Source organism: Holzapfeliella saturejae (assembly GCF_037546065.1).
GTDB lineage: Bacteria > Bacillota > Bacilli > Lactobacillales > Lactobacillaceae > Holzapfeliella > Holzapfeliella saturejae.
In genome coordinates, this window is the sequence record NZ_JAWMWG010000001.1 from 752583 (window position 1) to 773981 (window position 21399).

Below are 21399 nucleotides of genomic sequence, written 5' to 3' on the forward strand. Positions count from 1 at the left end.
TAATGAAGTTAACACCAAAAGATGTTCATGAAAAAGATTTTCAGAGAAAAATGTGGGGATATGATCCTGATCAAGTCGATGAGTTCTTAGATCAAGTAATTGTCGATTATAGCGAAATGATTCAAGAGATTGATCAGTTGAAACAAGAACGTCAAATTATGCATCAACAACTTGATGAATATGACCATAAAAAGAATTCTCTTAATGATTCAATCATTAGTGCACAAGAAGTTGCTCGACAAATTAAAAATCAAGCACAAACTGATTCTAATAACCTAGTTTCAGAGGCTGAGAAATATGTGGAATCGTTAAAAGAGGAAACTAGTCAAAGAATTCAACGCGAAGAAGCTCAAGCACAATCAAGAATTAAGTCATTAAGTGATGATTATGAATTGCTTAAGCAAAGAATATTAGAAACTAGACAAGAATATAGCCAATTACTACAAACACAGCTAGAAGAGTTCCAAAGTGATGACTGGCAATATTTCTTAGATAGATACTTTGGTCGTCAACGTATCTATCCAGCAAACGGCGAAGAACCTATTTCGGTAAATAGCCTTGACACAGCTGATAGTGAAGAGGTACAATCTGAACATACTAATCAACCATCAGAAGAAAGTGCACCAACACAAGAGTCATCAAATGATGATGGTCCTGTGATCGTATTTCCTGATGATTACAAGAAACACAACTAAAGTGAACAGTAGCGGCTTAAAATCGAACAAAGCGAGTTGGTGATGGTGAAAGTCCAACAAATTCAGATTAAAGAAGTCCATCAGCTGTTTATAACACTTTAGCGTGAGGTATACGATACATATCAATTAAGTGGTATGGAATTTTGAATTCCGATACAATTTAGGTGGTAACGCGAAGCTTTCGTCCTATATAGGATGAAAGCTTTTTTATTTTAAAAAAGGGGGAACTTAATTATGAAATTAAAAGAAACTTTGAATTTAGGCAAAACAAAATTCCCAATGCGTGGGAATTTACCAAATCGCGAAGGCCAATGGCAAGAAGAATGGCGAGAAAATAAATTATATGAAAAACGTTTAGAATTAAACGAAGGTAAACCACAATTTATTTTGCATGATGGCCCTCCATTTGCTAATGGTAATATTCACATGGGACATGCCTTAAATAAAATTAGTAAAGATTTTGTTGTCCGTTATAAATCAATGACAGGTTACTCAACACCATTTATTCCAGGTTGGGATACACACGGTCTACCAATCGAACAACAACTAGCTAAAAAGGGAGTTAATCGTAAAGAAATCTCACTTTCAGAATATCGTGATATGTGTCGTGACTTTGCACTTAACGAAGTTGATAAACAGCGTGAAGATTTTAAACGTTTAGGTGTTGCAGCTGACTGGGATCATCCTTACATTACACTGCAACCGGAATACGAAGCAGAAGAAGTTAAAGTCTTTGGTCAAATGTATGAAAATGGTTACATTTACAAAGGTAAAAAACCGGTTTATTGGTCACCATCTTCTGAATCAACACTTGCCGAAGCCGAAATTGAATATAAAGATGTTAAATCACCATCTATGTATGTAGCCTTCGATATTTTAGATGGCAAGGGCATTTTAGATGAAGACGCTAAGATGATTATTTGGACAACAACACCTTGGACAATTCCATCAAACTTAGCCATTGCTGTTAATCCTCGCTTTGACTATGCGGTAGTAGAAGCTGATGGTCAAAAATATGTTGTTGCACAAGACTTGCTTGAAACAGTTAGCGAAACTTTAGGATTTGAAGATGTTAAAGTTTTAAAAACAATCAAGGGACAAGACTTGGAATATGTTAAGGCTAAACATCCACTATATGACCGTGAATCACTTGTTATTTTGGGAGATCACGTCACACTAGATAGTGGTACTGGTTTAGTTCATACAGCGCCAGGTCACGGGGCAGATGACTTTATCGCAGGTATGAAATATAACTTACCTGTGTTATCACCAATTGATAAATCTGGTCATTATACTGATGAAGCACCTGGATTTGAAGGTGTATTCTATGATGATGGTAATAAAATGGTGACTGATAAGTTAAAAGAAAATGGTTCACTACTTAAACTATCATTCTTTACTCACAGTTACCCACATGACTGGAGAACTAAAAAACCGGTTATTTTCCGTGCGACAACACAATGGTTTGCTTCAATCGAACCCTTTAGAAAAGCAATTTTAGCTGAAATTGATAAAGTGAACTTCTTACCTGAATGGGGTAAAACAAGACTTTATAATATGATTCGTGACCGTGGTGACTGGGTAATTTCTCGTCAACGTGCATGGGGTGTACCACTACCAATTTTCTATGCTGAAAATGGTGACGCTATCATTACAAAAGAAACAATTGCACATGTAGCTGACTTATTTGCTAAAGAAGGGTCAAACGTTTGGTATAAGAAAACAGCTAAAGAATTATTACCTGAAGGATTCACTCATGAAGGTAGTCCAAACGGTGAATTTACAAAAGAAAATGATATCATGGATGTTTGGTTTGATTCAGGTTCATCACACACAGCTGTTTTACAAGCTCGTCCTGAAGTAAGCTATCCTGCTGACCTTTACTTAGAAGGATCAGATCAATACCGTGGTTGGTTTAACTCAAGTATCATCACAAGTGTTGCTGTTCATGGACAAGCACCATACAAGTCATTACTTTCACAAGGATTTGTGTTAGATGGTCAAGGACGTAAAATGAGTAAATCTCTAGGAAACGTTATTGAACCAAACAAAGTTATTAAACAAATGGGTGCTGAAATTATCCGTTTATGGGTTTCATCAGTTGACTCAAGTGCTGACGTTGCAGTGTCAATGGAAATCTTGCAACAAGTATCTGAAGTTTACCGTAAAATCCGTAATACAATGCGTTACATGCTATCAAATACAACTGACTTTGATCCAAAAGAAAATCGTGTTGCTTTTGAAGATATGCCAGGTGCTGATCAATACATTGAAGTTCGATTAAACCAAGTGGTTAAAGCGGTTGAAGAGGCTTATGAAAGTTACAACTTTAATGATGTTTATAAACTCGTTTTTGAATTTATCACAAATGATTTATCAGCCTTTTACTTAGACTTTGCTAAAGACGTTGTTTACATTGAATCAGCTGATTCTAAAGCTCGTCGTACAATGCAAACAGTTATGTATGATGTTTTAGTGAAATTAACAAAACTAATGACACCTATCTTGACTCATACAGCTGAAGAAGTTTGGTCATTCTTGAAAGAACCTGAAGAATATGTACAATTAGCTGAAATGCCAGAAGTTGAAACTTTTGAAAATGAAGCTGAACTTCTTGAAAAATGGCAAGCATTTATGAAGTTCCGTCATAATGTCTTGAAATCCCTTGAAGAAGCTAGAAATCAAAAAGTAATTGGTAAATCACTAGAGTCTAAAGTGACAATTTATCCTAATTCAGAAGTGAAGTCATTATTAGATAGCTTGAATTCAGATGTTCGTGTATTATTGATTACATCAGAACTTGTTGTAAGTGATGATCAAGCACCAGAAAACGCTGACCACTATGAAGATATGGCAGTCGTTGTTGAACACGCTGATGGTGAGGTTTGTCCAAGATGTCGTAAGGTATGTACAGATACAGGTGTTGATGAAAAACTACCTGAACTATGTGCTCGCTGTGCTAAAATTGTGGAGTCAGACTTCCCAGAAGCAGTAGCAGAAGGATTTGAAGATTAATGATAAAAGGAACAGTACAAGAATTTGATCTAAAAAAAGGTTTTGGATTTATTTATGAAGACTTTATGGATCAAGATTACTTCGTTCACTATACAGCTATTATGTCAGAAGGGTTCAAAACATTAAAACCTGGACAAAACGTTGAGTTTCAATTAGCTAAGGGACCAAAAGGTTACCAAGCTATTAATGTTACAGTATTAGATTAAGTCAAAAGAAAAAGTTGAGTGCTATCGGCTTTTTCTTTTTTATTAGGAGAGAAAATGAATTACGAAGAAATTGAATTAAGAAGAGAACAAAAGTTTCAGGGGAAAATTATTAGTGTGGATGTTGAGACAGTCAAACTGCCTAATGGACAAGAAGCAACTCGAGAAGTTGTTCGTCACAATGGAGCAGTTAGTTGCCTAGCTGTTCAAAATAACAAAGCACTGTTTGTTAAACAATGGCGTGAGCCTGCTAAAGCAATAAGTGTTGAAATTCCAGCCGGTAAACTAGATTCTAAAGTTGAAGAGCCTTTAGCCGCAATTCAACGTGAACTCAATGAAGAGACTGGTTATCAAGCTGATAATTGGCAAAAAATATATGAATTTTATACTTCTGTTGGGTTTAGTGATGAAAAAATGTCGTTTTATTACTGTGATAGTTTGCAAAAATTAACCCATAAACGCTCACTTGATGAAGATGAATTTTTAAGTGTTCAATGGCTATCTTTAAAAGAAGCTGAAGCTTTAATTGAAAATGGAGATATTACTGATTTAAAAACAATTATGGCAATTAATTACTGGAAAACTTTACAGGTGTCGTAGCAGATGAAGACAAGAAAAGAATATCAACAAGAACTTGAAGCAAAAGAACAGGAAAAGTCAGCAGAAAAACAGCTAGAAATCAATAAAGAATTGGAAAATTCAGTCGAGGCTGATAAACTTAAAGAGCAAGAAAAAAAAGCTAAAAGATTGAAGAAAAAACTAAATATAGCCATCTTAGCGGTAATCGTGCTAATTATTTTAACTATATTAGTTTTGATTTATCTTTAATTTAAAGTGAGGAAAATGGAAATGAAAATCGGTATTATTGTGCCTATGTCAGAAGAACGAGAGTATTATTTAGAACAGTTTGAGGATATCAAACGCTCAGTGGTTGGACCAACTGAAGTTTATGAAGCAACTTATCATAATTTTGAAATTGTAATCGTGTTAAGCGGAATTGGTAAAGTTCAAGCAGCAATGACAACAACATTGTTAATGCAAGAATTTAAACCCGATTTAGTAATCATGACAGGTTCAGCAGGAGCTTTATCAGATGATTTAGAAATTGGTGATGTTGTAGTAGCAAACGAATTAGTTTATCATGATGCTGATTCTACACAAGATGGCTACAAGTTAGGACAATTACCAGGACAACCTGAACGATATGAAACTAGTCGTCACTACAATGACCAATTACTAGAAGCATTGACACAGTTACACGTTCCTAATACAACAGGATTAGTTGTGACCGGAGATATGTTTGTTGGAAAACTAGAAACAAAACAATATATTATTTCTAACTTCCCAGATGCTTTATGTGTTGAAATGGAAGGGGCTGCGATTGCACAAGTATTGAATAACTATCAAGTACCAATGGTAGGAATTCGTTCAATATCTGATAAGAGTGATATGAGTTCAGATATGACATTCGATCATTTTGTTAAATTTGCTGGTAAAAATGCTGCAAAAATCGTATTCCACTTCTTAGATAATTTAAAATAAAAAAGAAGAGGCGTTTATAAGTGAGTTCACTATATTTTGACAATGCTGCAACAACAGCGATGAGACCTGAAGTCATTGAAGAAATGACTGATAAGATGACAACAATTTATGGAAATGCATCAAGTACCCATGAGTTTGGCCGTCAAGCTAAAAAGGTTTTAGATGATAGTCGAGAGATTTTAGCAAAAAGTATTAATGCAACTGATAAAGAAATTATTATAACTAGTGGTGGAACTGAGAGTAATAATATGGCACTTAGACAGGTAGCCAAAATCAAACAAAATGAAGGCAAACATATTATTTCAACGATGATTGAACATCCTTCAGTTCTAAGAACGCTAGAATATTTAGAAGACGCTGGATTTGAGGTTACGTATTTACCTGTTAATATTCAAGGTAACATTAGTGTTGATGATGTGAAGTCAGCTTTAAGACCTGATACGATTTTGGTGTCTTTGATGAGTGTTAATAATGAAACTGGTGCAAGGTTACCTATTCACGAAATTGGTAAGCTATTAAAGGAACACCAAGCTGTTTTTCATACCGATGCTGTGCAATCTTATGGCTTAGATAGTATTGATGTGAAACGTGATCATATTGATTTGCTTTCAACAAGTGCACACAAAATCAATGGTCCAAAATTTATTGGCTTTTTATATCTTAATCGAGATATTTTTATTAAGCCACTTATTTTAGGTGGGGAACAAGAAAGCAAGCGACGTGCTGGAACTGAAAATGTTCCTGCTATTGCAGGGTTTGCCAAAGCTGTTAGCTTGTTAGATGACCAATCAAAACAAGATAAACAACTTTTCTTCAAACAATTAACGACACAATTGTTAGATTATTTAAAAGCTAATAAGATTGAGTTTGAAGTCAATGGTCAACTAGAAGACCAACACTCTTATCATGTATTGAATCTTTGGATAAAAGGGGTTGAAACAGATCGCCTCCAAATGAATTTAGATTTGAATCATATTGCGGTCTCAGGTGGATCAGCTTGTTCTGCCGGCTCACTTGAACCTTCACATGTTTTAACTGCAATGTATGGTCCAGATAGTCCACGTGTTCAAGAATCAATCCGAATTAGTTTTGGCGAATTTAATACGGAAGAACAAGTTGAAGTCTTAGGCAGTCAATTGATTAAGATTATTTCTCGATTACTAACAAAAAATAAGTAAAAATGCGTGCAATTTACGTTAATCTATTTTATAATAATAATTCGTTGGGAGTTTTATGATGGCAAAATCTAAATTTGTTTCAATTAACGGAGATTCAAGACAGTTTGCAGTTGATGATGAAATCAAGCGTTATTCATTGATTGACGCGGGATTTAAAGAAACTAAAAATGGTAACTTTAGTTTTGATCGTCCTTTATATACTGATTCACCTTATAATGCGACTATGAGATTTAAAATTACAGTATCTAAAGAAATGAACCAATTAACGATGGTTATTACAGATAAAAATGGTCTGCAAAAAGTGAACTTATTTAAAAACGAGCAACTATTACCTGCAAAAGAACTACTTGAATTTATCTTAAAAGATTTAGTCGAAGCACATATTATTACTGAAGATAAATAAGAAAGAAGTTGATTTTTTTGGATAACAGCAAGACTCGTGTCGTTGTTGGAATGAGTGGGGGAGTGGATTCCTCCGTTACAGCATTGTTGTTAAAGCAACAAGGGTATGACGTTATTGGCGTCTTTATGAAAAACTGGGACGATACAGATGAATTTGGTGTCTGTACCGCAACAGAAGACTACGAAGATGTTCGAAAAGTAGCAGAAAAAATAGGAATTCCTTATTATTCTGTAAACTTTGAAAAAGAATATTGGGACCGTGTGTTTGAATATTTCTTGGCTGAATATCGTAAAGGTCGTACCCCCAATCCAGATGTTATGTGTAATAAAGAAGTTAAGTTTAAAGCCTTTTTAGACTACGCAATGGATTTAGACGCTGATTACGTTGCTATGGGACACTATGCTAAAATCTATCGCGATGAAGCAGGCTATACTCATTTAATGCGTGCAACCGATACTAATAAAGACCAAACTTACTTCCTTTGTCAATTAAGTCAAGCACAATTAGACAAGACAATGTTTCCACTTCAAGGGTTAACTAAGCCCGAAGTTAGAAAAATTGCTGAAGAAGCAGGATTAGTAACAGCTAAGAAAAAAGATTCAACCGGAATTTGCTTTATTGGTGATCGTAACTTCCGTCAATTCTTGAGTCAATATTTACCTGCACAACCTGGTAAAATGATGACACCTGATGGGACTGAAATGGGTACTCATACAGGACTAATGTACTACACAATTGGTCAACGTTCAGGACTTGGTATTGGTGGTACTCAAGGGTCATCAAATGAACCTTGGTTTGTTGTTGGAAAAGATATTAACGATAATATCTTGTATGTTGATCAAGGATTCCACAATGAGCATCTTTACGCTGATCGTTTGGAAGCTTCTGATTTTTCATTTACAACAAAATTCCCAGAAACTGGGACTTACAAGGTAACTGCTAAGTTTAGATACCGTCAACCAGACGTCGGTGTAACCGTTCATTATAATGCTGATGATAATACAGCTAACGTTGTTTTTGACGAACCTGTTCGTGCAATCACACCGGGACAAGCGGTTGTATTATATGATGGCGAAGAATGTTTAGGTGGCGGTATGATTGACCGTGCTTACCAAAATGAAAAAGTATTACAATACGTTTAAAATAAAAACCGAATGACTCTAATTGAGTTTAATTCGGTTTTTTTGTGTTTTTAATTGAGTTTTAGGTTAATCTTTCCCATAATATAGTAAAAGAGTCTAATTATAGAAGGAGCGATTGCTGATGAAATTATATTTTATTCGACATGGAAAAACACAATGGAATTTGGAAAAACGCTATCAAGGAGCTAATGGGGATTCGCCATTATTACCCCAATCTTACGAAGATATTAAGCAATTAGCATCCTTCATTAAATCCGTTTCTTTTGACGTACTATATACTAGTCCGTTAAAGCGTACTATCGTTACTTCAGAAGAATTAATTAAAGCTTTGCATCAACTTGACATTCCAATATTTGAAGATGAAAGATTGAAAGAATTTGATCTTGGTGAATTAGAAGGAAAAACGTTTGAAGAATGTACCAAGCATTATCCTAATCAAATTAAAGCTTTTCGTGAAAATCCGGCTAATTATGATCCTTCTGCTTTTGGTGGTGAAACTTTTCAATCCGTTATGGCACGAGGTGATCAATTTATCAAAGATTTGCTAGCTGAATATGGGGATACTAATGCTAATATTTTAGTCATTAGTCATGGAGCTGCTTTGAATACAATTATCAAAAGTCAATTGCATGTACCTTTAGCAGATATGAGAAAAGATGGCGGATTAGCTAACACAAGTTTATCTATTCTTGAAAATAAACCCAATAGTTCTGATTTTGACTGCTTGATGTCGAACAATACATCTTATCTAACTAAAAAGCCAGAAAAGAGTGACACAGTTTAATGAATAAAAAAGCACAAGACTTATTTGAGCAAGGACAAACAGATGAAGCGGTTCATTTGCTTGTTGAACAAATCGACCAAAATCCAAAAGAAACAGCAGGATACTTGCAGTTATCGTTATTTTTAGTTAAAGGCAATGAACTTGAAAAAGCCATTGAACTATTATTAAAAGCCGCTAACTTAGTTGAAAATCCAAAGGATTTGTATTTCAATTTGGCAACATCGTATTACTTAAAAGGTGATTTAGAAAAATCCCTTAATTTATTAAATCAGTTACCGGATACAGCAGATAACTTATACCAAAAAGCCTTAGTTTATTTTAATGTACAAAATTACCAAAAAGCGTTAGCTTATGGCATGACAGCTGAGCAAAAAAATCCAACAGATACCCAAATTCAGGAGTTGATGGGAGATTTATGGCTAGCAATGGGCGAGCTGACTCAAGCACAGCGGTACTTTGAAAAGATTATTGCTACAAAGCCAACAGCTAAAGCCTATACGTTTTTTGGGATTTGTCTATATAGTCAAGATTATCAAAAAGCACAAGACTGTTTTGAACAAGCAACTAAACTCGACGAACCAGAAACTAAGAAGATTTTGAATCAGTATGAGTCATTATTATCAGCTGTTAAGGATGGCAAATTAAATGGTTGAATTTATCGGGAAACCGCAAACAATCATTTTTGAAAATCCCAAAGATCTCTTTAAAATCATCAGTGTTGAAATTAGTGAGCAAAAAACACTGGATTGGCCGACATCTGAAATTATCGTAACCGGGACGATTGGTGAACTTGATTATGAAACTAACTACCAATTTCAAGGTGAAGTGATTACGCATCCTAAATTTGGCGAACAGTTTAAGTGTGCCTACTATGAAGTGTTAACGCCCTCAAGTGAACAGGGACTTGTCCGTTATTTGAGTGGGGAAAATTTTCCGGGAATTGGTCAAAAAACCGCACAAAAAATAGTGGATCAACTAGGTGATCATACATTATCAGCTTTACAAAATGGTTTAAGTTCAAAACAATTGCAAGACTTACGGTTATCAAAAAAACAAGAAGAGTCTTTGACAATGGGGTCTTTAAAAATTGATAATTTTTCTGAAATCATTTTACAACTTGGAAATCTTGGATTACCTAAAAAAGTTGCCACTACTATTTATAAGTTATACGGAGATAAAGCACTAGAACTAGTAAAGTCAAATCCTTATCAACTGATTTCAGAAGTGAGCGGAATTGGATTTAAGCGAGCTGATGAGATTGCTTTGAAACTAGGAATTGCCTATGATTCAAAGGAAAGAATTCAAGGTGCTATTCTTCAAGGATTAGTTAGCAATACAATGGTTAATGGTGATAGTTATCAAGAGGCTACATTAGTGATTGATGATACGCATCATATTTTGAATCAATCTACTTTTGCAGGGGAAATAACTGATGACCAAATTTTGGCCGAATTACAACGGTTAGTTCAAGAACAAAAAGTGATTATTGATCAACAGCGATTATACTTGCCATTGTTTTATAAACGAGAATTAGATATTGCAGATGAATTGAAGCGTTTTTACGATTATCAAGGCGAAGTTAATCAAGCTGATAATGTCGAGTCTGTTATCAATCAGGCTGAGGAACATTTAGGTATTGATTATGATAGGACACAAAAGAGTGCTATTTCGATGGTGTTGACTCATCAATTTTCATTATTAACAGGTGGCCCGGGAACCGGAAAGACGACAGTTATTAAAGGAATTATCGATGCTTTTAATCATTTAGATGAAAAAGAACACAAAAAAATTCTTCTAGCTGCACCAACAGGGCGTGCTGCCAAAAGAATGTCAGAAGTCACCGGCTATCAAGCAACAACACTTCATCGATTACTCGGTTTAGTCTCTGATGAGCAACAAGCACCAGAAGACAGTGATACGGAGATAAAAGGGGACTTGTTGATTGTTGATGAGATGTCGATGGTGGACTTATTGTTATTTTACCAATTAACTAAAGCCTTAACGCCTGAGACAAAAGTTGTGTTAGTAGGGGATAAAGATCAATTACCTTCAGTTGGAACAGGTAATGTTTTTTCTGATTTGCTTAAGTCTGATTGTTTTGAAAAGACAGAGTTACAAACTATTCATCGGCAAGCCGAAACTTCTTCTATTGTTGAATTAGCCCATGCGATTAATCATGACCAAAATAAAGAATTGATTTTTGAGCAAGAAAAAGACCGTAGCTTTATTGCTTGCTCTCGCAATCAAGTTCCATCGGTTGTTGATCAAATTGTCCAAAGAGCAACGCAACGAGGCTTTTCAATGGATCAAGTCCAAGTTCTAACGCCAATGTATAGCGGTGAAAGCGGTATTAATAATTTAAATCGGTCACTTCAACAATTACTCAATCCTAAAACTGATTCAACCACAAAAGAAATTGAAGTAGGAAAACATCACTTTAGAATTAATGACCGCGTTTTACAATTGGTGAATAATCCTGAAAAAGATATTTATAATGGTCAAATTGGTGAAGTGATAAGTTTAACGCCAACCAATCAAGCTGAAACAATGATTGTTGATTTTGATGGTCACGAAGTTACTCTAAGTAAAAAAGAGTTAAACGATCTCACATTAGCTTATGCAATTTCAATTCATAAATCACAAGGAAGCGAATTTCCTTTGATTATTTTGGTGTTAACCATGCAAAACAGTCGTATGCTTAAACGAAATTTGCTTTACACAGCGATTACACGTGCGAGTGAAAGTTTAGTTATGGTAGGGGAAAAACGAGCCTTTCAAATGGCGATTACAACTGATGGTAGTAATCGTAAAACAACTTTGGCACTTCGACTTCAAGCTACCTTACAGGAAAAAACTGAGATAAAAGTAACTTCAAGTGAATCAGAAATTGATGGTAAGCAGAATTATTTATTAACAGCTGATTTAATCTTGAGTCAACAAATTGATCCGATGATAGGTATGGCAGATTATCCATTACAATAAAAAAGTCTAAACTCATAATTGAGCTTAGACTTTTTTATTTATCTTAATCTTTACTAATAATAATAGGCAAGATCATTGGACGACGTTCGGTTTTATCAAATAAGAACTCTTGTAGTGAGTCAATCACTCGTTGACGAATGATTTTTTCAGAAGGTTTGTCACTGTTTTCCATTGCTGAACGCATCACATGATAAGCACGTTTTTGTGCTTGGTTAATCAATTCAACTGACTCTCTCATGTAAACAAATCCACGAGATAAAATGTCAGGACCAGCTAATACACGTTTTTTGGCGTAGTCAATAGTAGCCACAACCACTACGACACCTTCTTCAGACAGAATCTTACGATCTCTTAAAACAACAGAACCAATATCACCGATTCCTGATCCGTCAACATAAACATCTTCAGCAGGAATGTGTCCGGCAGGTCTAGCATAATCAGAGCCAAGTGCTAAGACATCCCCGTTTTGCATGATAAAGATGTTATCGGGGTCAACCTCACATTGAATGGCTAATTCGGAATGAATTTTTTGCATGCGGTATTCACCGTGGACAGGGAGGAAGTATTTAGGCTTCATTAAACGAAGCATTAGTTTTTGTTCTTCTTGACCACCGTGACCAGATGCGTGAATATTATTCACTTTACCATGAATAACTTCAGCACCAGCTTCATACAATAAGTTAATCAAATGGTTAACACTGATAGTATTTCCAGGAATAGGGTTACTTGAAAAGATAACCGTGTCACCTGGATTTAGTGTGATTTGACGATGAGTGCCGTTTGCAATACGGTTTAAAGCCCCCATTGGTTCACCTTGAGAACCTGTACAGATAATCAAGACTTCTTCAGCAGGGTACTGATTAATTTCGTGACCATCAATCAAAACACCATCTGGGATATTTAAGTAGCCCAGCTCAAGTCCATTTTTCACAGAGTTTTCCATACTACGTCCAAATACGGCAACCTTACGGTTATTTTCGATGGCAGCTTCAATGGCTTGAGAAACACGATAAAGGTTTGACGCAAAGGTTGCAAAGATAATACGACCTTCGATTCCTTCAACGATGTGCTTAATTGAATCTCCAACAAATCGTTCAGATTTTGAGAATTCAGGAACTTCAGCATTCGTACTATCAGATAATAATGCCAAAACACCTTCTTCACCTAACTTAGCCATTTTTTGTAAGTTAGGAGCAGGCTGATTGCTGGTAGGTGTGAAATCAAATTTGAAATCTCCAGTTTCAACAATAACACCCTGTGGTGTGTGAATGGCGATTCCTAAAGTATCTGGAATCGAGTGAGTGGTTTGGAAGAAATCAACAGTGATTTTAGGGAATTTCAATACAGTATCTTCGTGAATTTCATGAAGTGAAGTTGTATTTAATAATCCATGTTCTTCCAATTTACCTTTGATTAAAGCAGAAGCTAAAGGTCCAGCATAAACAGGAATTGAAGGAATTTGTTTAAGTAGGTAGGGAATACCACCAATGTGATCTTCGTGTCCATGAGTGATGACTAGACCTTTAATATTATGTTGGTTTTCGATTAAGTAAGAGTAATCAGAAATAACGTAGTCAATACCGAGTAAATCATCTTCTGGGAATTTAATTCCAGCATCAACAATGATGATTTCATCTTGAAATTGGATAACATACATGTTTTTACCAATTTCGCCTAATCCCCCTATGGCAAAGACGGCCGTTTCATGATTTTTAACATTGAGTTTCATAATCGATTAAAACTCCGTAATTTTAAATGTTTCAGATTTTTGTTCGTAGGCTAATAAATTACCTGTTAACTCTTGAATGAATTCAACATTATAGGGGGTGTTTTTTTCAATCTTTTCACGAGCATCGACAAGTGATGAAGCATTTAAGTATAGTGTTTGTGTCGTTTCACGACGTGGATTTTGAATAGTGTTTTCTTGATATAGAACTTTGTAGATCAAAGTAAATTCTCCTTTAATAAATAATAGTTTTACGCACAATGAGTCTTAAAAAGACCACTAGATAGTTGAATAATAGCATAAAAGACAAGTTAAGTACAAAAATCTTATAGCTAGTAAAAAAGTAGATTATTCTAAAATCAACATATTGTCTTCAACGAAGAATGGGTTATCTGAGTTGATTCGGTCATAGAATAAGTGACCGTTTAAGTGATCGATTTCATGTTGGCAAACGATGGCTTCATAACCTCTAAGTGTTTTTTCAAGTACTTCGCCGTCCATATTTTGGTAACGAATTGTAATTTTATTGGCACGAGGCACATAGCCAGGTACATTACGATCAACACTTAAACAGCCTTCACCTTCACCAAGAGCCACTTTACGAACCGATTGGCGAATAATTTTTGGGTTAATTAACATCTCTTCCATGATAATGTTGTCATCGGCATCAGGAATTAAAACCGCACTCATTGCTTTTGAAACGCCAACTTGGTTTGCAGCTAAGCCGACACCTGGACGTAATTGGTGTTTTTTAGCCAATTCAGGGTTTTGTGAGTTTTTTAAGAATGTCATCATATCTTCAGCTAGTTTTCTAGTTTCGTCTGATAGAGGGAAAGTCACTTCATCAGTTACTTTTCGCAAGACATCATTTCCTTCACGGACAATATCTTTCATTAATAGCATAGTTAAGCCTCCATATAAAATATAATCTCTATTTATTTATTTTACCACAACTATAGAGACAAAAAATACGAGATTGAACAGGTTTGTAGACATTATTTATGTTAAATTCGGTTTGATGTTTCAAAAAATTGCGATAAAATAAAGACGACTAGTGAAAGGAGAACAAAAAATGAATTATGCTTATCCTTTAGAAGATTTTTGGTCTATAGAAGAGACAACTCAAGCAATTGCTTTTTATAATGCTGTTGAACAGGCATATGAAGAATCAATTGACTGTGAACAATTTTTAATGACATACCATGCGTTTTCAAGAATTGTCCCAGCTATTGCAGAACAAAGACGTATTAGTCGACAATTTGAAGAAGTATCAGGCTACTCTATTTATAACACGATTCACCAAGCTAAAAAGCTAAAAACAGGCAAATTAGTTATGGCTAGTTAATTATTGACTGATTCGCACAATAAATTGACGTTTATAAATGCAGTATGCTAAAATTAGGAAACATAGTAATAAGTACTAGAAAACATCACAATACCGATGTGGTGTTTTAGCGTAAGAAAGCTGTGAGAATAAGTCACAGTTTTTTTATGGACTTTAGGAGGAACTCAATTGGATAGAAGAAACGACATTCGCAATATTGCGATTATTGCCCACGTTGACCACGGTAAAACAACATTAGTTAATGAATTGTTGAAACAATCAGATACATTGGATGAACACATTAACTTAGATGATCGTGCGATGGACTCAAACGATATCGAAAAAGAACGTGGAATCACCATTTTATCAAAGAACACTGCTGTTAAATATGGTGACACAACAATCAACATTTTGGATACACCTGGACACGCCGACTTCGGTGGGGAAGTAGAACGTATCATGAAAATGGTTGATGGGGTTTTACTTGTTGTTGATGCTTACGATGGAACAATGCCACAAACACGTTTCGTGTTGAAAAAAGCACTAGAACAAAACTTAACACCTATCGTTGTTATCAATAAGATTGACCGTCCTGGTGCTCGCCCAGCAGAAGTTGTGGATGAAGTATTAGAATTGTTTATCGAATTAGGTGCTAACGAAGACCAACTAGAATTCCCAATCGTTTACACAAGTGCGATTAACGGAACTTCAAGTAAAGATGAAGCATTAGATACTCAAAAAGAAACAATGAACCCTGTATTTGATACAATTGTTGATGAAATCCCAGCTCCTATCGATAATGAAGATGAACCACTACAATTCCAAGTGGCTATGCTTGATTATGATGATTACGTTGGACGTATTGGTGTTGGTCGTGTGTTCCGTGGAACAATTAAGATTGGGGACCAAGTTTCTGTTCTTAAATTAGATGGCTCAACACAAAACTTCCGTGTAACTAAATTATTTGGTTTCTTCGGTCTTAAGAAAATTGAAATCGACTCAGCTAAAGCTGGTGATTTGATTGCCGTTTCAGGTATGGAAGATATTTACGTTGGTGAAACAGTAACACCTGTTGACCACCAAGATGCACTACCTGTTTTAAGAATTGATGAACCAACACTTCAAATGAAGTTTGTTGCAAATAACTCACCATTTGCTGGACGTGAAGGTGACTATGTAACAGCTAGAAAAATTGAAGAACGTCTACACAAACAAACAAGAACTGATGTTTCTCTACGTGTAGAAGCAACAGATGAACCAAACGCTTGGACAGTTTCAGGACGTGGGGAACTTCACTTATCAATCTTAGTTGAAGAAATGCGTCGTGAAGGTTACGAATTACAACTTTCAAGACCAGAAGTTATCTACAAAGAAGTTGATGGTGTAATGAGCGAACCATTTGAAGCAGTTCAAATTGATACACCAGATGAATACGTTGGATCAATCATTGAAGCTTTATCACAAAGAAAAGCTGACATGAAGAATATGGAACCAATGGGTAATGGACAAACTCGTCTACATTTCTTGGCACCATCTCGTGGATTGATTGGATTCTCAACAGAATTCCTATCAATGACTGGTGGCTACGGAATTATGAACCACACTTACGACAGCTACCAACCAGCTATTAAGAACTGGGAACCAGGTCGTCGTGAAGGTGCGCTTGTTTCAATTAACCAAGGTCCATCTACAACGTACTCTCTACAATCTATTGAAGAACGTGGAACACTATTTATCGGTGCAGGTGTTGAAATTTATGAAGGTATGATTGTTGGTAAAAGCAGTCGTGACCGTGATATTTCAGTTAATGCAACTAAAGGTAAAAAACTAACAAATACTCGTGCTTCAGGTAAAGACCATTCTTCAAGTATTAAGACACCTAAAGAATTAACACTTGAACAATCAATCGAATTCTTGAATGACGATGAATATTGTGAAGTAACACCACAAAGCATTCGTTTACGTAAGAAAATCTTAAACACAAACGAACGTGAAAAAGCTTCAAAACAAAAGAAACTAGCTTCTAAAAAAGGATAGTTTATAGTTTTAAAGAGCCTTAAGGACAAATCATCCTTAAGGCTTTTTTGTATCCGTGATATAATAAAAAAAGCTTAAACGACTAGGGAGCGTGTACTTGTGAAGAAAAAATTGAATAATTTGGATTATGGTATTTTAATTCCGTTTCTACTCTTAATAGGAATAGGGATGGTCATGATTTACTCATCCAGTTCATACATATTATTAGTGAACAACTTATCGCCATTTGCTTATCTAACAAAGCAATTAATGTGGGTTGTTGTTTCGTTGGTGTTAGGGTTTGTAGCATTTCGGGTTAAATTATCTACACTAAAAAACCCCAGAATTATTTTACTATCCTTAGGAATATCTTGGATTTTAATGTTATTTTTGGCTGGAATTAAATTTTTAGCCCCTAAAAGTATTGTTCGATTATTCGAAGTTAATGGGGCTGTTGGGTGGATTCCATTAGGACCTTTTACAATTCAACCAGTAGAAATTGCAAAATTTGCACTAATTTTATATTTAGCCTATATTTTTAATAAAAGAACTAATCGATTAACTAAAAAAGTTATTCGAAATGAATTATTTGGTCCGATTGTAATTGCAACTAGTTTTTTTGTGTTAGCATTAGTTCAACCTGATATGGGTGGGGCGGCTATTTTAGCAGTTATTTCACTTAGCTTGTTTACAGTTTCAGGAATCTCAGCTAAGAGAATGCTGACAATTAATGTTGGATTAATCTTGTTCTTAGTGATGTCAGTAGCGTTACTAGTAAAATGGAATCCAGATTTTCTTCAAGGTTCATACGCTTACATGCGAATACTAGCTTTCTTGCATCCTTTTCAATTAAAAGCGACTCAAGGTGCACAATTAGTTAATTCTTACTACGCTATTTACAACGGTGGCTTCTTTGGAGTTGGATTAGGTAATAGTATTCAAAAAAGAGGAGCATTACCCGAACCTTATACAGACTTTATTATGTCAGTTATTACTGAAGAACTAGGGTTAATTGGGGCTTTGGTTGTTTTAGGACTACTATTCTATTTGATTTGGCGCTTAATGCACACGGGCTTACATGCTTCAGATAAGTTCAATTCATTAGTTTGTTATGGTTTTGCGACAACTATCTTAATTCAAACAATATTTAATATTGGAGCTGTTGTCGGGTTATTACCTATCACCGGAGTAACATTGCCATTTATTAGTTACGGGGGTTCTTCTTTAGCTATTTTGACAGTAGGAGTCGGCCTTTGTTTGAATATTAGTGGTTACGAAAAAAATCTAAAGGAGAAGAGGAGATAAAGTGACGACGCAATTAACTGCAAGAAAAAAATTAATTATCTGGATTAAGCAGATTAAAGATATCAAGAAATTAAAACGCTATGGCTTCATCACCTATGTCTCCAAAACATTTCGTTACGTTTGTCTATACGTTGATGCTAAAAACTATCACAAATTGATGGATCATTTGGCTCAAAAAAGTTTCGTGATAAAAGTTAAACAGTCAAAAGTTGAAGAATTAGAACTAGATTTTGACAAACAAAAAGAATTGATGGAATCATTGCGAGCAGAAGCTAAAGTTTATAATCAAAATCATGAAATGAGGTAGTAACATGAGAGTTATTGGTGGTACTTATTCAAAACGACCATTAAAAACGTTATCTAGTCAGTTAACTAGACCAACTAGCGATAAGGTGAAGGAGTCGTTATTTAATTCCTTAGGTCAATATTTTGATGGTGGGATAGCACTTGATTTATACGGAGGAAGTGGCGCTTTAGCAATTGAATCTGTTTCTCGTGGAATGGATAAGGCAGTTGTTGTTGATAAAGCTTATCAAGCCGTCAAAATTATCAAAGAAAATGTTGCAATGACCAAGGAAGAAGCAAAGTTTGAAGTGCTTAAGATGCCAGATACAGCAGCACTTAAAAAACTTGCCACAGATGGTTATCAATTTGATTACGTATTCTTAGATCCCCCTTATGCCAAACAACAAATCGCGACAATTATGTCTGAGTTGGTAAAACTTAATTTGCTAGCAGATTCAGCAACTATCATAGCCGAAACAGATAAAGATACAGAAGTAGTAGCTGAAGAGGATAACTATCGTTTAATCAAAGAAAAAAAATATGGTCAAACAATGGTTCGTATTTTTCAATATGAAAGGGTATCTCAGTAATGAAAAAAGCAATCTTTCCAGGGAGTTTTGATCCTATTACGAATGGACATATTGACTTAGTTAAACGTGCGGCGCATTTGTTTGATGAAATTATTGTTGCAGTGATGACGAATACCAAAAAACAATATTTATTAACTCAACAAGAACGCCTGCAAGTTGTAGAATCTGTTTTTTCTGACGTTGAAAATGTCGTAGTTGTAAGTGATTTTTCAGATTTGACAGTTAATGTAGCTGAAAAATACGGTGCTAGTCATATCGTTAGAGGACTTAGAAACGGCAGCGACTTTGATTATGAAAAAGCAATCAGTCAAATGAACGCCCATCAAAACAGTACAATTGAAACTCTATTTTTAGTAACAGATTCAAAATATGAATTTGTGTCCTCCAGTATGATTAAAGAAGTAGCAGGTTTTGGTGGAGATGTTAGCGACTTTGTCCCTGATGTTGTGAACCGGTTATTATCAGCCAAATTGGAGGATTAATAAATGAAAAGAAAATGGACAGTCATTCTAGCGCTAATCATTATTGCTGTGGGTATTTTTTTAAATTACCCGACTTCTTATTATCTTGAAGTTCCTGGTTCGGCAGAAGATGTGGCCAAGTTTGTTAAAGTAGATAATGATAAACCAATTCAAAATGACCAATTTTATCTCACAACAGTCGGCATTAAAAAAGCAACAAATTTGAGCTTGTTTTTGAGTCGTTTCCAACCTCATGTGACGGCTATTTCTAGCCAAGAATTGACGGGTGGCGTAAGTGATGAGCAATACCTTAAAGTTCAACAGTTTTTTATGCAGAACTCACAAAATGCAGCAATCGTAAATGCTTACAAGAAAACAAATACACCATATAATCAAAAATACTTAGGTGTTAATGTTTTACAAGTTGATGACAAGTCTCATTTTGCGCAATCATTAAAATCCGGTGATGTCATTACAGGGATTAATGGTCAATATTTTGAACAAACTAGTGACTTGATTCGATATGTTTCAAGTTTTGATGAAAATCAAGAAATTAAACTAGAAGTAAAAAGAGCAAATGAGACACTTGAGTTATCTGGTAAAACAATGCGACTTGAAGCAACAGGAAAAGTTGGTATTGGCGTCTCGTTAGTTGATGAAACTGAATTAACTACAACTCCCAAAGCGTCGATTAATGCTGGCGCAATAGGGGGACCTAGTGCAGGTTTGATGTTCTCATTGGCTGTCTATCAGCAATTGACTCAAGAAGATTTAACACATGGTCAAAAAGTTGCGGGGACTGGGACAATTGATCCAGATGGTAACGTTGGAACCATTGGCGGAATTGACAAAAAGGTAGTAGCAGCCTCTGATGCAGGTGCAAAAGTTTTCTTTGCTCCAGAAGCAATGGGAGAAAATAATCAAACTAATTATGAGGTTGCCAAAAAAACAGCAGAAGAAATGAAATTATCCATGAAAATAGTACCGGTTAAGACCTTTGATGAGGCACTTAACTATTTAAAAAACACAGTGTAGATGAACACTGTGTTTTTTTGCGTAGTTAAGTAAAAATAAAGAAGGACTATTTATTATGAGACAAATCAAACAACACAAAATCAAACTAGTCATGGCTTTTTTGATAATATTATTTTTAGGTGGATTAATTATTTATAGCATAAAGGATAATGCGGTTAAGTCATCTTTTGAGTCTGAAACTAGCGGTTTTGTGCGAATTAATAACCTCGAAAAAAATACTAGCGAAGATACTAACGAATTTAAAGAAAGTCAGGCAAACACGATCAAAGTTGATGTAAGTGGTGAAATTAATCATCCAGGTGTGTATGAATTAAGTCCAGATTCTCGTATTGAAGATTTAATTAAACTAGCTGGTGGCGTAACTACTAATGCTAATCTTAATGTAACTAATCAGTCACTACGTTTAAAAGATCAAGATAAAATCATTATCAAACGACAAAATTCTGATACAGAAAATGTCAATACACCGCCCGATGAACCTGAAGTAACACAAAATGCTAAAGTTAACCTCAACACTGCTAGTGAAGCTCAACTACAAGCCATTACAGGTATTGGCCAAAAGAAAGCCCAACGTATTATTGATTATCGACAAAAAAACGGGCGTTTTTCATCAGTAGATGATTTGAAAAAGATATCGGGTATCGGCGATAAATTTATCGAAAGTATTCGTGCAGATGTTGAGGTTTAAATTAATACCAGGGGATATTTTACTT

At 35.2% G+C, this 21399-nt stretch carries 23 protein-coding genes; 20 read left to right on the forward strand and 3 right to left on the reverse strand.

The window, feature by feature from the left end:
- The first annotated feature begins 2 nt into the window (after window positions 1-2).
- From R4Y45_RS03700 to recD2, 12 genes are all read left to right on the forward strand, one after another.
- Complete coding sequence (locus R4Y45_RS03700) at window positions 3-695, forward strand: DivIVA domain-containing protein (RefSeq protein WP_339969402.1); 693 nt, start codon at window positions 3-5, stop codon at window positions 693-695.
- A 234-nt stretch (window positions 696-929) separates the two neighbouring features.
- Window positions 930-3710, forward strand: a complete 2781-nt coding sequence (gene ileS, locus R4Y45_RS03705; protein WP_339969404.1) for an isoleucine--tRNA ligase — start codon at window positions 930-932, stop codon at window positions 3708-3710.
- Window positions 3710-3916 carry a cold-shock protein gene (locus tag R4Y45_RS03710; protein ID WP_339969406.1) on the forward strand — a complete coding sequence of 69 codons (207 nt, stop codon included), beginning with the start codon at window positions 3710-3712 and terminating at the stop codon, window positions 3914-3916. The genes ileS and R4Y45_RS03710 overlap by 1 nt, the downstream gene beginning before the upstream one ends.
- 54 nt (window positions 3917-3970) lie before the next feature.
- Window positions 3971-4513 (forward strand): NUDIX hydrolase, encoded by a 543-nt coding sequence (locus R4Y45_RS03715; RefSeq protein ID WP_339969407.1) that lies wholly within the window; start codon window positions 3971-3973, stop codon window positions 4511-4513.
- Window positions 4514-4516: 3 nt separating this feature from the next.
- Window positions 4517-4741 (forward strand): hypothetical protein, encoded by a 225-nt coding sequence (locus tag R4Y45_RS03720; RefSeq protein WP_339969409.1) that lies wholly within the window; start codon window positions 4517-4519, stop codon window positions 4739-4741.
- Between the two features lie 21 nt (window positions 4742-4762).
- Window positions 4763-5455 (forward strand): 5'-methylthioadenosine/adenosylhomocysteine nucleosidase, encoded by a 693-nt coding sequence (locus R4Y45_RS03725; RefSeq protein WP_339969411.1) that lies wholly within the window; start codon window positions 4763-4765, stop codon window positions 5453-5455.
- A gap of 20 nt (window positions 5456-5475) precedes the next feature.
- Complete coding sequence (locus R4Y45_RS03730) at window positions 5476-6633, forward strand: cysteine desulfurase family protein (protein WP_339969413.1); 1158 nt, start codon at window positions 5476-5478, stop codon at window positions 6631-6633.
- A gap of 58 nt (window positions 6634-6691) precedes the next feature.
- On the forward strand, window positions 6692-7036 hold the full coding sequence (locus R4Y45_RS03735; RefSeq protein ID WP_339969415.1) for a hypothetical protein: 345 nt from the start codon (window positions 6692-6694) through the stop codon (window positions 7034-7036).
- Window positions 7037-7047: 11 nt separating this feature from the next.
- Entirely contained in the window at window positions 7048-8178 is a 1131-nt protein-coding gene (mnmA, locus tag R4Y45_RS03740; protein WP_339970250.1) for a tRNA 2-thiouridine(34) synthase MnmA, read from the forward strand.
- A gap of 121 nt (window positions 8179-8299) precedes the next feature.
- On the forward strand, window positions 8300-8962 hold the full coding sequence (locus tag R4Y45_RS03745) for a histidine phosphatase family protein (protein ID WP_339969417.1): 663 nt from the start codon (window positions 8300-8302) through the stop codon (window positions 8960-8962).
- Window positions 8962-9615: a tetratricopeptide repeat protein gene (locus R4Y45_RS03750; RefSeq protein ID WP_339969419.1), complete on the forward strand. Its 654-nt coding sequence runs from the start codon at window positions 8962-8964 to the stop codon at window positions 9613-9615. The genes R4Y45_RS03745 and R4Y45_RS03750 overlap by 1 nt, the downstream gene beginning before the upstream one ends.
- Complete coding sequence (recD2, locus tag R4Y45_RS03755; protein ID WP_339969421.1) at window positions 9608-11944, forward strand: SF1B family DNA helicase RecD2; 2337 nt, start codon at window positions 9608-9610, stop codon at window positions 11942-11944. The genes R4Y45_RS03750 and recD2 overlap by 8 nt, the downstream gene beginning before the upstream one ends.
- Window positions 11945-11987: 43 nt before the next feature.
- Here the strand turns inward: recD2 and rnjA are convergent, their stop codons facing one another.
- The 3 genes from rnjA to def form a co-directional block, all read right to left on the reverse strand.
- A complete protein-coding gene (gene rnjA / locus R4Y45_RS03760; RefSeq protein ID WP_339969423.1) occupies window positions 11988-13673 on the reverse strand; it encodes a ribonuclease J1 in 1686 nt (561 codons plus the stop codon).
- 6 nt (window positions 13674-13679) lie between these two features.
- Window positions 13680-13892: a DNA-directed RNA polymerase subunit epsilon gene (locus R4Y45_RS03765; protein WP_339969425.1), complete on the reverse strand. Its 213-nt coding sequence runs from the start codon at window positions 13890-13892 to the stop codon at window positions 13680-13682.
- 126 nt (window positions 13893-14018) lie between these two features.
- Window positions 14019-14573 carry a peptide deformylase gene (def, locus tag R4Y45_RS03770; RefSeq protein ID WP_339969427.1) on the reverse strand — a complete coding sequence of 185 codons (555 nt, stop codon included), beginning with the start codon at window positions 14571-14573 and terminating at the stop codon, window positions 14019-14021.
- Window positions 14574-14742: 169 nt separating this feature from the next.
- On the opposite strand from def, the gene R4Y45_RS03775 reads away from it, so the two are divergent.
- From R4Y45_RS03775 to R4Y45_RS03810, 8 genes are all read left to right on the forward strand, one after another.
- Window positions 14743-15015, forward strand: a complete 273-nt coding sequence (locus tag R4Y45_RS03775) for a UPF0223 family protein (RefSeq protein WP_339969429.1) — start codon at window positions 14743-14745, stop codon at window positions 15013-15015.
- Between the two features lie 168 nt (window positions 15016-15183).
- Window positions 15184-17031, forward strand: a complete 1848-nt coding sequence (gene typA / locus R4Y45_RS03780; protein WP_339969431.1) for a translational GTPase TypA — start codon at window positions 15184-15186, stop codon at window positions 17029-17031.
- A gap of 99 nt (window positions 17032-17130) precedes the next feature.
- Window positions 17131-18315 carry an FtsW/RodA/SpoVE family cell cycle protein gene (locus R4Y45_RS03785; protein ID WP_339969433.1) on the forward strand — a complete coding sequence of 395 codons (1185 nt, stop codon included), beginning with the start codon at window positions 17131-17133 and terminating at the stop codon, window positions 18313-18315.
- Between the two features lies 1 nt (window position 18316).
- Window positions 18317-18622, forward strand: coding sequence for a DUF2129 domain-containing protein (locus R4Y45_RS03790; protein ID WP_339969435.1), 306 nt, complete (start codon window positions 18317-18319; stop codon window positions 18620-18622).
- A gap of 4 nt (window positions 18623-18626) precedes the next feature.
- Window positions 18627-19190 (forward strand): 16S rRNA (guanine(966)-N(2))-methyltransferase RsmD, encoded by a 564-nt coding sequence (rsmD, locus tag R4Y45_RS03795; protein ID WP_339969437.1) that lies wholly within the window; start codon window positions 18627-18629, stop codon window positions 19188-19190.
- Window positions 19190-19672 carry a pantetheine-phosphate adenylyltransferase gene (coaD, locus tag R4Y45_RS03800; RefSeq protein WP_339969439.1) on the forward strand — a complete coding sequence of 161 codons (483 nt, stop codon included), beginning with the start codon at window positions 19190-19192 and terminating at the stop codon, window positions 19670-19672. The genes rsmD and coaD overlap by 1 nt, the downstream gene beginning before the upstream one ends.
- Before the next feature lie 3 nt (window positions 19673-19675).
- Window positions 19676-20686: a SepM family pheromone-processing serine protease gene (locus tag R4Y45_RS03805; RefSeq protein WP_339969441.1), complete on the forward strand. Its 1011-nt coding sequence runs from the start codon at window positions 19676-19678 to the stop codon at window positions 20684-20686.
- A 55-nt stretch (window positions 20687-20741) separates the two neighbouring features.
- Complete coding sequence (locus R4Y45_RS03810) at window positions 20742-21374, forward strand: ComEA family DNA-binding protein (RefSeq protein ID WP_339969443.1); 633 nt, start codon at window positions 20742-20744, stop codon at window positions 21372-21374.
- Window positions 21375-21399 lie beyond the last annotated feature (25 nt).